Source organism: Staphylococcus agnetis (assembly GCF_002901865.1).
Taxonomy (GTDB): Bacteria; Bacillota; Bacilli; order Staphylococcales; family Staphylococcaceae; genus Staphylococcus; species Staphylococcus agnetis.
The window spans coordinates 52,759-66,456 of the sequence record NZ_PPQF01000025.1; the positions used below are offsets into that span (position 1 = coordinate 52,759).

The window sequence follows — 13,698 nt, forward strand, 5'->3', positions numbered from 1 at the left end:
TCCGTTTCATTATAAAGAGGGTTTTCTTTTCTTTCAATGACTACACTTCATAAGCCATTATATTTTAATGAATTTGTAGTGCACGAAGCCCAATGTCCGCAATTTGATGATACGCCATATCTTCCATCGGGGGATTGTGTAATCCGGCGCGCATATCTCGGTAAAAGCGTTGTAGTGGTCGTGACATTTCTAAACTTTTTGCGCCAACAATGCGCATCGCTAAATCGATAACATCTAATCCCTCATTCATAACAACTACTTTACTTGCACTCAATTCAGACTGAATGGACTGATTTTGACATTTATATTGATAAGCATGCGCTGTACTCCATAGTAAATGTCGTGCTGTAATCAGTTTAGTGTCCATTTTTCCAAGGTTTTGTTGCACAACGGGTAAATCACTAATAGTGCCATCTATACTATTCGGCTGATATGAAGCTGCAAATTCATATGCATAATCTCGTGCTGCTTGAGCAATTCCCAAATACGTACTAGGTATGTGTAAGAGCCACCCATTTTCAAAAGCTGGTGCTTCTCCTTTGATTTCAACAAGATGCGTTAAAGGCACTTTTACGTGATCAAGTAGGATATCATGACTTTCAGTTGCTCTCATTCCTAACATATCCCAATTGTTCGCAATGCTCAATCCTTCAGTATCTTTTTTAACAAGAAAGAAACCTACACGTTCTTTTTCAGGTATATAAGCTGCAACCACAATATGCGTTAAAGCAGGACTCATTGATGTAAATGTTTTAACACCGTTTATCACATAATAATCCTCTTGACGTTCAGCATATGTTAATGGTTTACCGCCCCTAGTGGGACTGCCAGTTTCAGCTTCACTTACAGCACGATTAATGAGTGCCCCTTGCTTAACATCTTCAGCCAGTTGGCATAATTGACTGTGCTCCCACTTGTTTGATTCAAACAACTCGCCTATAAAACTTAAATGCCAGCCAATAGAGAGTGCTGTGGCACCATCTATTGAGCCTAACACCGTTTGTAAAATCACCATATCTTCAAGTGACGCACCATACCCTCCATATGATTTAGGTAATGTTAATTGCGTATATCCACTATCAATAAGCCATTGAATATTCTCATGTGGAAATCTACTTTGAATATCATTTTGTGCTGCATTGGCTTTAAATTGTGCTTTTTGTGCTTCTAATTTTTGAATCCATTCTTTTTGTATGTCTGATTGAATTAAAATAGATTGCATCACCATCACTCACTTCCGCTCACATTTCTTAGTACTTCACTCAACATTATAGTATAAATGTTAAGACTTTCCTATTTTTTGGAATTAAAAATAAGCGAGATAGAAATGCGCACATTTCTTCATCTCGCTTGTGAATTTAGTCGTTTTGTCACTCTTTATGATGTGTAAACATTAACGATGGTATTGATTTAAAATTTAGATTCGATGTCTTCAAATAATTGATCAATCTTTGCATACTGTTCCTTAGAAATTTCAATAATAACAGTACGTTCATCTTGTTCATTTCTCTTTTTAGATAAATACCCATTTTCTTTTAGTTTTTGAAGCGCTTTTGTAATATAGTACGGTTTAAACTTTGATACTGTGATGATATCTTTGACATTATATGCAGGCAACCTTTTTTCATGTACATGTACAAGAATAAAGAGCTCTTCATATGTCAATGCATATTGCTGCTTAATATTACTGGAGATTTCTTTAGTTGTGCGTGAAACGGCAATAAACTCTTTCATGTTTTTAATTGGAAACTTCTTCATTTAATCACCTCAGTAGTTGCTATCCAAGATGCATACATAACTTTCTGTGTTTCTAAAAACTATATTTACTTGGAAATTTAATTTCTTAATAATTGTATTCTAAACCTTTACCGCGCTTTTTTCAATTACTTCTTGAAAATATATTCGATTTTTTTCAAAACGCTTGCTTTTTATGCCTCCCACACAGACATAAAAAATAGGAACTATAACAGCATAATGTCATAGTTCCAAATAACAAAAACAATTTATTATTTAAATTTTTAATTATTTTTTGCTTACTAATGTGTCAGCAAGACTCAAACCTGCCATAGAAACTAAATCAATTGCGTGTTGCGCGCCTTCTTTACCGTGACCAGCTTGAAAATGTTTTTGAATCGCTACACCCAATACCACAATAGTGATTAATGATCCAAGTTGTGATAAACGTTTACTAAAAATACTTAATCCAAATAATACTGCAGCTGCTGTTTCAGCCGCTCCGACAACGCGCACGAGGTCTGGTGATAAATTAAAAGATTCAAATGCGTCTCTTAACCCTTGGTCATTTTTTAATTTTGGTTTTGCAGCGTTCACTAATTCTTTTGCTACTTTTAAATTTGCAACATATCTTAAAATCATAAATCAATCTCTCCTTATCACTAGTTATTTATCTTTAAAATACGCATCCACTATAGGTTTTACTTTTTCTCCAAATAAACGTATTGATTTTAATGTACATTCATGTGGAATTGATCCTATTGGTAAATGTAACATAAATCGAGTTAATCCTAACGCCTCTACAGTATCAATAATTTTTTGTGCAACCGTTTCTGGACTTCCAACGTACATAGCCCCGTTTGGTCCTATTTCACGTTGGAAGTGTTCATACGTAAAGGGTGGCCAACCACGTTCTTTAGCGATGATATTGTGGTGTGCTTCAGTAGCTGGCATATACTGTGCTTGAGCTTCTTCATCCGTATCAGCAACATATCCCCACGAATGAGATGCAATTTGTAATGTTTCTGGTTGATATCCATTGGATTCCGCCATCGCTTTATACATTGCTACATTTCTTGCAAAACGTTTAGGATTACCTCCTATGATAGCATACGTAATGGGTAATCCAAGTGAACCGGCTTTTAATGAAGATTCTGGTGTTCCCCCAGTAGCCAACCATATCGGTAATGCTTTATCAGCACGTGGATACACACCTAACCCATCAATATTGGGTCTTAAACTCCCTTCCCAATGAACGATTTCATGTTGATTAATTTCCATTAATAATTGTATTTTTTCATCAAACAGTTGTTCATAGTCATTCAAATTATATCCAAATAATGGAAATGATTCGATAAATGAACCACGTCCTGCCATAATTTCTGCTCGACCGTTTGATAGCGCATCAACTGTTGAAAATTGTTGATATACGCGAACAGGATCATCAGAGGATAACACCGTTACCGCTGAAGACAATTTAATATGTTTCGTTGTTGATGCTGCAGCAGCCAATACCGTTGCTGGACTTGATACAGCATAATCAGGACGGTGGTGTTCCCCAAGACCATATACATCTAACCCTACTTCATCAGCCAATTGGATTTCTTCAACAATGTTACGAATCCTTTCTGCATTGGTAATTGCAGGATAAACATTATCTTCTGTATAAATGTCATGGTTGTCTGCAAAAGAAGTTAACCCTAATTCTACTTTCATTGATCTCTCACCTCGACTTCGGTATAAATTTTATATTTGAATTATAACGCCATAAAATAGGTGAGTCAATCATTTTATCTCGAATTAGAAATATTTTTCGATTTTTTGTTTTATAGTGATGCGCATGCCGTATTTACATCTATTCAAAGCGCCCTAAAATGTCATATTCTAAGCATAAAACCTTATATTTCAAATAAAAACCTTCAAAATTCATACAAAAATGAACCTTGAAGGTGATTAGAGATACTATAACATTCATCTATAAATGAGGTTGCAGTTTGATAGCTGCTTGAAATAAAACTTTAAATACAATGTTTTAATATTGGTAGATGGAACAGTTTAATTTGAACTGTCCTTAAAAGCAAGTTGCGATGGTACTTTTTATAAAATGCTTTTAGACACATCATTTAATGTATTGCTGTACATAATCTATAAATGGTTGGACGTCTGCCGTTTGAATGTCTTTCATCGCTACTTTACCTACTTCAAACCCAAACAACAAGACACCATTTTCATATGAAAGACTAGAAATATCTTCATACGGAATATTTCGGTAGTAGAACTGACCATTCATGTCTACATTCATAATAAGTCGCTCATTTGTCGCAATATATGCCCCTTCATACTCTCTTTGACCCTGTATTTCATATTCAATCGTACCTAGTACAGCTGGTCCCGCTGTCTCAGTTGGAAATAAATCTTCAGGATTCACACGGTCAAGAATCATCACAATCCGCCCCTTTAAAATAGTCTTAACTTCATTATAACAAGTGCTGTTTTAAATTACTTGGAATGTGATTAATGTTCAAATGCTAAAAATTTAACATCCATCAAATTTGTCTAAATATAAATTTAAGCCTTATAAATGATTTCCTAAATGTGCTTTAGAATGTCATTCATATTACAAAACGTTAACATCAATTTTCTAATTAATCTAAATATTGATTTCTCTTAACGTAAAATACGATGGCATCAACTTTGTCTTCTACTTTTTATAATGTACCGATGATAAAAAATTTTCTCAAAAATTACAAAGTGTTAACACAGCACACAAATACATTTTTTTCTGTTAGAGTATTACTCGTTGTAAAAATGAATTACACGACTTACACGTATAAAATGTTAGTTACTCAAGCATATGGTCTTAATTGATAATATATAGAATTCTTTTTAGGAGGACTTTTTCAAATGAAAAAATTAATCGCTACAACTTCAATCGCTACTGCAGGTGTAGCTGCAATTACTTTAGCACACGGACATGACGCAGATGCTGCGGAATATAATGGTGGTTATAACCCTAATGACCCAACTTCATATAGCTATAGCTACACAATTGACCAAAACAATAACTACCACTTTACTTGGCAAGGTAACTGGTCTCCAGCACAATTTAACGGCGGAAATGGTTCAAGCTATTACTACACAACTCAAAATAATTATAATTACACATCAACTTCAAAATATCGCTACAACACTACTGCTTCTAATTATAATTACTCTGCACCAACGACTTCAGCTCCAAAAACAACAACGTCTAATCAGTCATACACAACTTCATCAACATCTGCTTCACGCACAGTTTCTAAAGGTACATCAGGATCCAACTTATACACTGCCGGTCAATGTACGTACTATGTTTTTGATCGTGTAGGTGGTACGATTGGTTCAACATGGGGTAATGCGAATAACTGGGCAAGTGCAGCTGCAACAGCAGGTTACACAGTTAATCATACACCTAAAGCTGGTGCGATTTTACAAACAACTTCAGGTCCATTTGGTCATGTTGCTTACGTTGAATCAGTAAACAGCAACGGTACCATCACAGTTTCTGAAATGAATTATGGACAAGGTCCTGGCGTTGTAACATCACGTACGATTTCAGCAGCTGAAGCAGCAAGTTACAATTACATTCATTAATTTAAAAAAAGAGGTTTCCGTCATTAACGGAGAACCTCTTTTTTTAAAACCAATATGCTATAGTGACCCAATATCCAAATGCGAATAAATATAATAATGGAAAGTTTTCCATTTGTTTCGATTTTATTTGTCTTCTCACGACATCTACACCGACGCCAACAAGTAATGCCGTCAGAATCAATCGTACAGTCAACATCATCGAAACATTTTCAACGTCATGGTTTGAGAACGTTAGTAAAACCAGTATTATCGACAATACAGCAATAATTACTGTATAAACCAGTGTATCAATAGACTTACGCAAGTGAGAGTACACCCATGCCACAATAAAGCCAAATATTGTAATTAGGATTAATTCATGGACTTTAAACACAAAAGTATGGGTTTCAGCTCTATAAAGTACAATCGCTACAAAATACAAGATAAAGCTGAAAACCCAAGAAATGATAGAAGGACTTTTTACAACATGTAAGTCTTTTTTGATAAATTGGTGTATCCCAAACCATAATAGTATCATCGCTACAAGACCTATTAAGTAAAATATGGAATCACCTCATTTACAGTTATAATATAACCGTTATTCAAATTTTTAAACATAGATGAACTTTAAAATCTTAAAAATATCAATTTAAAACACGCTGTTCACTCTGTTGTTTTTTTATGCTTATTCCTGTAAAACCATAACATAATGCAATGACAATACATAAATAACATGGCACCGCCCAAACAAAAAACTCCCCGACGTGAACACCTAATTGTTGTGTGTAATAGACACCTGATGTTCCCCAAGGAATAAGAGGCAACACCATTGTTCCTGAATCTTCGAGTGTTCGAGATAAATTCACACGGTCATATCCCATTTTGTTATACATATCCATAAGTAATACGCCGACCATAATAATGGCGACTGAAGCAACACCAGCAGCTAGTACCATCATTAAGGTACCTAAAACTGTCACTAATATTAATGAACCACGCGTATTGATTTGTTTAGAGATGCGTGCAAGTAATACATCTAAACAACCTGCCTTTTCAACGATACCTGCAAATGCATACCCACAAAATATCGTGACAATAATTTGTGTCATACTCATAATGCCACCTTGTTCAATCAAAGTTAATGCATTTTTAGATAATCCATCAACATTAGTGGTTAACATGTCAGGCGTAAATCCTGTGAATGTTGCTATCAATCCATCTTGAAATTTAAAACCATGGTTGAAAGTACCGACAATAATCGCTGAGGCGCTAGAGATTAACATTGCTGGTACTGTGGCCATTTTAAAGATTAAACAAACCACAATCACAACAATAGGTATCCAAACAATGATGTTGATGTGATACATCGCATCAATATCAGATAAAATCTTTTGAATATTTTTAGTGTTCGCATTGTGTGCTAAACCTATAGAAGCGATATGCCAAACTATCATTCCTATGATTGACGCAGGTATCGTCGTCCATATCATATGTTTAATGTGACTAAAGATATTCACACGTGTGACCAGCGAAGCAAGGTTCGTCGTATCTGATAATGGCGACATTTTATCTCCAAATACTGCACCTGATATAATAGCGCCCGCTGCCATACCCGCAGGAATATCCATTTGCAAAGCAATAGCGATTAATGCGATGCCTGCTGTAGAGGCAGAGCCCCATGCAGTACCCGTAGCAACTGAGCACACTGCCGAAATTAAAAATGCCGACACTAAAAAGTATTGAGGACTTAAAAATTTCAATCCATAATAAATTAAACCAGGCACGGTCCCTGAATACATCCATGTCCCCACAATAATACCTACAGCTAAAATGATAAATAGCGCTGGCATTGCTGTAGTTAATCTATGTACGATACCTTCCTCTAAATCTTGCCATTTTAGCCCGACACGCCATGCGATAAATGCAGCATAAGCTGAAGCCAAAATAAGCAACGGTTGGACTGGAATTTTAAAAATGATAAATCCAACACATACAATGATCATCATAACGATAATCGTTGAAATAGCTTCTAGAAATGACGGTTTGCGTGTCATACACCCTTCCCCCTCTACATTAGTATGATGTTAAACCGACGTTTTCACGGCCTAAATCTTCTATAGTGAGACCTTCTTTATAGAAATCACGTTCTAAAATCGTTGAAGCAATCACGATTATCGCATCTATATTTGGTGTAGGTACACCAATTTCACGACCTAAACTTGACCATAAAACAAGCCCATAAGCAATATCTTCTGTTAAATAACGATTATTCACTTGATGGGGACCACGAATTTGTGAAAATACTGGACTATCATTAAATAAATTTTTAAGCGGTTTATCCTCGTCTTCACGCTCGAGATAGCCCCTTTCGATGCGTCCTTCTTTTGCTGTTTCAAGCTCAAATCCTAATTTACGCCCTAACGTTAAACGTTCCAGTTCTACCGCATGCAATAATCTAACAGTATGTTTTGTAATCCCTTCTTTATAAAGTGCAAAGTCACCACTATAATCTATACGCCCTACATTTAGAAGTGTAGGTCCTGGGTGCACCTCTGGATTTCCATTTTCAAGATTTGTTCTCCATAGGCTTTCTTCTTTAACAATATATGGATATAGCGACTCAATTTTCTTAAAGGTCTCACTTAAATCAGCCTCATTAAATGTTGAAAAATAAACTTTACGTACATTTAAAGATAAATTGACAATTGCTTCATCAAAGTCCACACGCGTACCATATGTAAGCGTATTTGCTTCTGCAAAAATTGGACGCACATCATTTTTTAACTCTTTCAATACTTTTATAAAACGTGCAGATCCCATTGCCGCAGCCATATTAAAGAAGATGACTTGTCCTTCATGAATGTGCGAAGCCATGAGTTCAGCATAATATTCTATAAATGAAGAAGGAATAATTAGCATAATCACTTCGGCATCTTCTAAAACGTACGACATATCATCACTGATATTTGTAAATGGGACAAATGATTCTTGTCCTTCTTCATTAAATTCAAAGCCACCTTTAGCTTTTGCTTGATCAAATTTATGGATACTTTGATTTCTACAATATAAACGTACATCGTGACCCTTATTTGTCATTTGAACTGCAGCTGTAACTGCACCATTACCAGATCCTACGATAGCAATTTTCATAATACACTCTCCCCACTTAAAGTTATAATTATGTCTCATAAGCATGTTAACAAAGCTAACGATAAAATGAAATCAATAACTTAAATGCTTTAAAACCTTTTAAACCCTGTATCTTTACATTTTCAATAAATGAATTATATTACAACTTATGTTACGCTATAAATAATAAACTGACCCAAAATAGGAGGTTATAAAATGAGTCAATATAACGAAGATACGACGCACGCACCACCAGTTTCTAGTACATCCTCTTTACCCAATGACGATGAAAAATTAATGGCAGTTCTTATTTATGTTACATCTATTTTTGCACCCATTATAGGACCCCTTTTAATTTGGTTAATCAAACGTGACAATTCAAAATTCATTGATGTTGCGGGTAAAAACTATTTCAATTTTGAAATCTCATATACAATATGGGCAGTAATTGGAACTATACTCATATTTGTTCTTATTGGATTCCTCATTGTTCCTATCGTTGCATTGCTTTACTTGATTTTTAAAATTGTCGCAATTGTCAAAGCTTATAGTGGAGAAGATTATTTACCGCCACTTTCAATACCATTTTTCAAATAATCAAACCTTTTAATTGTTACAAAAAATATTACAAAATGTGGTGTCGAATAGAACATATTGGTCATTTTATTTTTAAAAATAATCCCCATACGTAGGTGTGGGGATTTTTTATATTGATTAAATATGGTCTGTAAAGTAAGCGTTGCTCCCCTTTTACTATTTTTCATACCCACTCTTTTTTAAATTTACGCCCCTATTTTTTCTGTTGTCACATCATTACAAAAAGTATAGTCACTTTTTACATTTGATTACAAAATCGTAACATTCCACACAAAAGGCTTATTTTCTGATAAAGTGTGTCTTGTCGTTAAATAAAGCGATTAGAAATCATAAATGCGTGTCTTCACGCTTGTAAGTCTTTAAGCAAATAAGGAATCTATTATAAAAAAATTTTTGGGAGGATTTTTATTATGTTAAAGAAAATCGCTACAGTAACTACATTAACAGCGGGAGTAGGTGCAGCAGCAGTAGGTTTAAACCATCAAGATGCTGATGCGGCTGAAGGTAGCTATAATTATTCATGGAGTTACAACTACAATACAAATGGTGGAACGACTAACTACGATTACACATCAAACAATTCTACATCATATACAAACGGTACGAACACATCTACAACGTCAACATCTACACAATCAACTGGTACAGCTTCAGCAGGTAATTTATACACAGCTGGTCAATGTACTTGGTATGTTTACGACAAAGTAGGTGGCTCAATCGGTTCAACATGGGGCAACGCAAACAACTGGGCAAGCGCAGCGACTGCAGCTGGCTACACTGTAAATCACACACCTGAAGCTGGTGCTATTTTACAATCATCTGAAGGACCATTCGGTCATGTGGCATACGTTGAATCTGTAAATGAAGATGGTTCAATCACTGTTTCAGAAATGAACTACAATGGTGGACCTTTCAACGTAAGTGAACGTACAATCTCTGCTGGCGAAGTAGGTTCATATAACTTTATTCACGTAAAATAATCAATATCTAATCATAGGAATGATTTAAGTGCAATTAAATCCATTCTAACTCAAAAGAAAGTATGAGACTCCCCTCTCATACTTTCTTTTTTTAGTTTCAATAGTCTTACCTTGTCACTAAGAAAACGTTTACTTTATACTGAAAGAGAGAGGTGGGAAATTAATATGAAAAAAATTTTTGTTGCTGGTCCGATACCTAAAGCCGGATTAGCGTTATTAGAATCACACTTTGACGTACACATGTATGAAGGTAAAGGTATTATTAGTAAAGATGAATTAAAACGAGGGGTTGAAGATGCATTTGGACTCGTAAGTCTATTATCAACTCAAGTAGATAAAGACGTTATCGATCATGCAAAGCAATTAGAATTTATTGCAAATTATGGCGCTGGTTTCAATAATGTCGATATCGATTATGCAAAATCAAAAGGTATCGGAGTGTCGAATACGCCTAAAGCATCTACTAACGCAACGGCTGAACTCACAATAGGTATTTTACTTGCGGTAGCACGTCGCATTCCTGAAGGAGATCAATTAATGCGTCACGAAGGTTTTGATGGGTGGGCCCCATTATTTTTCCGCGGTCGTGAAGTATCTGGCAAAACCATAGGTATTATTGGACTAGGAGAAATAGGAAGTGCCGTAGGGCGTCGTGCCAAAGGCTTTGATATGAATATTTTATATACTGGTCCAAATCGCAAAGAAGAAAAAGAGCAAGCGTTAGATGCAACGTATGTAGATTTAAATACGTTACTTAAAGAATCAGATTTTGTAGTCATTAACGCTGCTTACAATCCATCAATGGAACATATGATTGATGAAGAACAGCTCAATTTAATGAAACCAACTGCATACTTAATCAATGCCTCACGTGGACCCATAGTCCATGAACAGGCGTTACTTGAAGCATTACAAAATAACATCATTGAAGGTGCAGCACTTGATGTTTATGAATTTGAACCGCAAATTACTGAAGGGTTAAAGTCACTTAATAACGTCGTGATTACACCACATATCGGTAATGCAACCTTTGAAGCTCGTGATATGATGGCTGAAATCGTTGCAACAAATTTAATAAAAAAAGCTCAAGGTGAAACACCTGATTTCATCGTAAATCCTTAAACAAAAACGCGTATAAGCCCTATATTGAAGGTCGCTTATACGCATTTTTTCATATACTCTATTATTCACTTTTAGCTTTATTTAAAAACTTCATTTGCCTCATCACTAAACGGTCTGGCAATATACATAGCATTTTATTACGTATAGCGATAGCCATTTTGCTATCTTTTTGAGCCATAACCCCAATTTTTCTAGATTTACGGGTCACTTTCGCAGTATGTTTTACACGTAAGTGATCATATCGTTTTAATGCTTCTGGAAGTGCATATTGAGATAACACATTACTCAACACAATCGCATCTTCCATCGCTTGACCAGCACCCTGTCCCATATTAGGTGTCGTCGCGTGTGCTGCATCTCCAAGCAAGACGATGCGTTGATGATACACAAATGTTTTAAGCGGTTTTAAATCATAGATGTCATGATGCAATATTTCTGTTTCAGGCTGCTTATCAAGAATCATACGTACTTTTTGAGGGAAATGATTAAAGTACGCTTGTAAGTATGGCTTATTAAAGTGTAAATAGTTGGGATCCTTCTCTTTCGCATTGATTGTAGCAAACCAATAGGCTTTACCATTCAGTAATGGGACAATCCCAAAACGTCCTTTTTTCCCCCAATACTCTTCAGCAATATGTCCTAGAGTATCCATGTCCTCAACTACACCTCGAAAACACGTATAACCTTGATAGCGCACTTTAGATTCAGGAGCAACCGATTGACGCACATGAGAATGAATGCCATCAGCCGCCACAACGAGATCAAACTGTTCTGATTCTTTTGTAGCAAAAGTTAAAGTTACCCCATGATCAGTAGCATTAACTCCTGTCACTTCACAATTAAAATGAATAACGTGTTGATCCACATAAGTGGCAATAATATCCACTAATGACTGACGTAATAACGTGACATTTGTCGCTGATTTAGGAAAATCAACTTGACTCAGTGTACGGTCTTGTTCATCACTGATACGCATGGATTGCAAAATTTGCCCTTCATTTTTAATACCTTTGGCAAGATCATGTTTTCCCAATTTTGTTAAAACATTATCTCCAATGCCTATACCTGCGCCAACTTCTCCTGTTGTTGCGTTTTTTTCAAAAATATGTACCTCATGTTTTTGTTCACGTAAGAGTGCTGCAAGTGTTAAACCACCAATGCCCGCACCAACGATACCAATTTTCATTCTTTTCACCTCTTAAAAGCCTTTCATCACTTAAATGGTTAAAAACGTCTAACTTTATTTATCCGTTTTTATAAAAATCACGTCGTATATGGTCTTTTTTTATCCCATATTGATCGTAATAATGTTGCATTTGTTCTGCAATTTTAGACGGCCATGCAATATCACTCGCATATTGATTTGTTCCAGGATTTTGTGGATTCCACTTCATTTGATACAGTGTAATCTGACCATTTTTAAAGTATTGGTTACGCACAAAATGCGCACCGCCTTTGATTGCTTTTTCAGGAGACGTCCACTTTTCACGTACAGCATAACTTTTCCCTGTAGCTACTGCATCGCTATCAAACGCACCGATGCCAAAAAAATTGTAATATCGTTTCCCTTTATGCTTGATGCCATTAGCAAGTTCTGACTGCCCCTCACCTGTCTCAATTAAGGCATGACTGACGAGATAAATTACGTTCACGTCCGTTTCTTGTTGTGCCGCTAAAAAGGCATCTCCTTGATTTTCTAAAATCCCTTTTCCTTTCAACATACGATTCACTTCATCTTTTGAAAGGTGAACAGGTTCAGAAATATCCATATATTTTAAATCATGATCACGAAATTCCACACGCATGGCATCTTTGACTTCACTTTGACTTGCTTCAACAAATTGATTTTGATGTGCTACAGTATGCAAGACGCCTTGTGCAGTTTGACGTTGCACCGCTTCATCAAATGTCATTGTTTTATCGTTAGTAAACCAATGCGTTTCATTAATAAAAAGTAATATCATAAAAACTGTTAAAATCACAATTACCAGCATCTTTGAAGGATGCTTTTTAATCCAAGATTTCATAAAAGACTCCCCTAAAGTTTATAAAATCATTTAAATCATTTTAAATAGCACGGCAACCACCACAATGAGCACGATAACATAAGCAATGTTGATTGCATTGCGTACCCAATTTTTCCCTTTAAACATGCGATTAAAGATAAAAAGGCTTAATCCTAGTGATAATAAAAAGAACACGATTGCAACGATAGTATGTATAAAAAAGAGTGATATTAAGCCAAGTACTAATAACACATTCGATAAAATTGCTAACTTTTTTATTGTTTTAATATCCATAAATTCCCTCCTTATTAATACTTATCATTTTATCATGAATGCAACCACTCTGCTTTTAATCCTTTAGAAAAACCATCACATTTCATTCAGTTCCATTGCGATAATCCGTTTTCACATCTATGTATATTTATTGAAAATCGTCCTTTCACATTAATATCATAAACATAACAATCATTTCTATAATAATGAATAAAAGCCCTCAAAGTTCATGTTTAAATGGACTT

General features: G+C 35.4%; 15 protein-coding genes. 4 read left to right on the forward strand and 11 right to left on the reverse strand.

What is annotated here, in order from left to right; all coding sequences use genetic code 11:
• Window positions 1-64: 64 nt before the first annotated feature.
• The 5 genes from CD172_RS04700 to CD172_RS04720 all read right to left on the reverse strand — a co-directional run bounded on the left by CD172_RS04700 (window position 65) and on the right by CD172_RS04720 (window position 4,177).
• Window positions 65-1,222 (reverse strand): acyl-CoA dehydrogenase family protein, encoded by a 1,158-nt coding sequence (locus CD172_RS04700; RefSeq protein ID WP_103345653.1) that lies wholly within the window; start codon window positions 1,220-1,222, stop codon window positions 65-67.
• A 188-nt stretch (window positions 1,223-1,410) separates the two neighbouring features.
• Window positions 1,411-1,758 carry a transcriptional regulator, SarA/Rot family gene (locus CD172_RS04705; protein WP_037567037.1) on the reverse strand — a complete coding sequence of 116 codons (348 nt, stop codon included), beginning with the start codon at window positions 1,756-1,758 and terminating at the stop codon, window positions 1,411-1,413.
• Window positions 1,759-2,022: 264 nt separating this feature from the next.
• Window positions 2,023-2,376 (reverse strand): DoxX family protein, encoded by a 354-nt coding sequence (locus tag CD172_RS04710; protein ID WP_037567035.1) that lies wholly within the window; start codon window positions 2,374-2,376, stop codon window positions 2,023-2,025.
• A 24-nt stretch (window positions 2,377-2,400) separates the two neighbouring features.
• Window positions 2,401-3,450, reverse strand: coding sequence for an LLM class flavin-dependent oxidoreductase (locus tag CD172_RS04715; RefSeq protein WP_103345607.1), 1,050 nt, complete (start codon window positions 3,448-3,450; stop codon window positions 2,401-2,403).
• 403 nt (window positions 3,451-3,853) lie between these two features.
• Window positions 3,854-4,177 (reverse strand): PH domain-containing protein, encoded by a 324-nt coding sequence (locus CD172_RS04720; protein WP_060551646.1) that lies wholly within the window; start codon window positions 4,175-4,177, stop codon window positions 3,854-3,856.
• 461 nt (window positions 4,178-4,638) lie between these two features.
• Here CD172_RS04720 and CD172_RS04725 point away from each other — a divergent pair, with 461 nt between their 5' ends.
• A complete protein-coding gene (locus tag CD172_RS04725) occupies window positions 4,639-5,367 on the forward strand; it encodes a CHAP domain-containing protein (RefSeq protein WP_103345608.1) in 729 nt (242 codons plus the stop codon).
• A gap of 43 nt (window positions 5,368-5,410) precedes the next feature.
• On the opposite strand, the gene CD172_RS04730 is transcribed toward CD172_RS04725, so the two are convergent.
• From CD172_RS04730 to CD172_RS04740, 3 genes are all read right to left on the reverse strand, one after another.
• Window positions 5,411-5,884, reverse strand: a complete 474-nt coding sequence (locus CD172_RS04730; protein WP_103345609.1) for a hypothetical protein — start codon at window positions 5,882-5,884, stop codon at window positions 5,411-5,413.
• Window positions 5,885-5,990: 106 nt separating this feature from the next.
• Complete coding sequence (gene nhaC / locus CD172_RS04735) at window positions 5,991-7,400, reverse strand: Na+/H+ antiporter NhaC (RefSeq protein ID WP_103345610.1); 1,410 nt, start codon at window positions 7,398-7,400, stop codon at window positions 5,991-5,993.
• A 19-nt stretch (window positions 7,401-7,419) separates the two neighbouring features.
• Window positions 7,420-8,496 carry an NAD/NADP-dependent octopine/nopaline dehydrogenase family protein gene (locus tag CD172_RS04740; protein ID WP_085622643.1) on the reverse strand — a complete coding sequence of 359 codons (1,077 nt, stop codon included), beginning with the start codon at window positions 8,494-8,496 and terminating at the stop codon, window positions 7,420-7,422.
• 195 nt (window positions 8,497-8,691) lie between these two features.
• On the opposite strand from CD172_RS04740, the gene CD172_RS04745 reads away from it, so the two are divergent.
• The 3 genes from CD172_RS04745 (at window position 8,692) to CD172_RS04755 (ending at window position 11,174) form a co-directional block, all read left to right on the forward strand.
• Window positions 8,692-9,072 (forward strand): DUF4870 domain-containing protein, encoded by a 381-nt coding sequence (locus CD172_RS04745; RefSeq protein ID WP_103345611.1) that lies wholly within the window; start codon window positions 8,692-8,694, stop codon window positions 9,070-9,072.
• Window positions 9,073-9,482: 410 nt separating this feature from the next.
• A complete protein-coding gene (locus tag CD172_RS04750; RefSeq protein ID WP_103345612.1) occupies window positions 9,483-10,052 on the forward strand; it encodes a CHAP domain-containing protein in 570 nt (189 codons plus the stop codon).
• A gap of 165 nt (window positions 10,053-10,217) precedes the next feature.
• Window positions 10,218-11,174: an NAD(P)-dependent oxidoreductase gene (locus tag CD172_RS04755; RefSeq protein WP_060551651.1), complete on the forward strand. Its 957-nt coding sequence runs from the start codon at window positions 10,218-10,220 to the stop codon at window positions 11,172-11,174.
• A 61-nt stretch (window positions 11,175-11,235) separates the two neighbouring features.
• Here the strand turns inward: CD172_RS04755 and CD172_RS04760 are convergent, their stop codons facing one another.
• From CD172_RS04760 to CD172_RS04770, 3 genes are read right to left on the reverse strand one after another with little or no spacing between them, the layout of a single operon-like run.
• Window positions 11,236-12,360: an FAD-dependent monooxygenase gene (locus CD172_RS04760; protein ID WP_103345613.1), complete on the reverse strand. Its 1,125-nt coding sequence runs from the start codon at window positions 12,358-12,360 to the stop codon at window positions 11,236-11,238.
• Between the two features lie 58 nt (window positions 12,361-12,418).
• Window positions 12,419-13,201 (reverse strand): N-acetylglucosaminidase, encoded by a 783-nt coding sequence (locus CD172_RS04765; protein ID WP_060551653.1) that lies wholly within the window; start codon window positions 13,199-13,201, stop codon window positions 12,419-12,421.
• A gap of 30 nt (window positions 13,202-13,231) precedes the next feature.
• On the reverse strand, window positions 13,232-13,474 hold the full coding sequence (locus CD172_RS04770; RefSeq protein WP_060551654.1) for a hypothetical protein: 243 nt from the start codon (window positions 13,472-13,474) through the stop codon (window positions 13,232-13,234).
• Window positions 13,475-13,698: the final 224 nt, after the last annotated feature.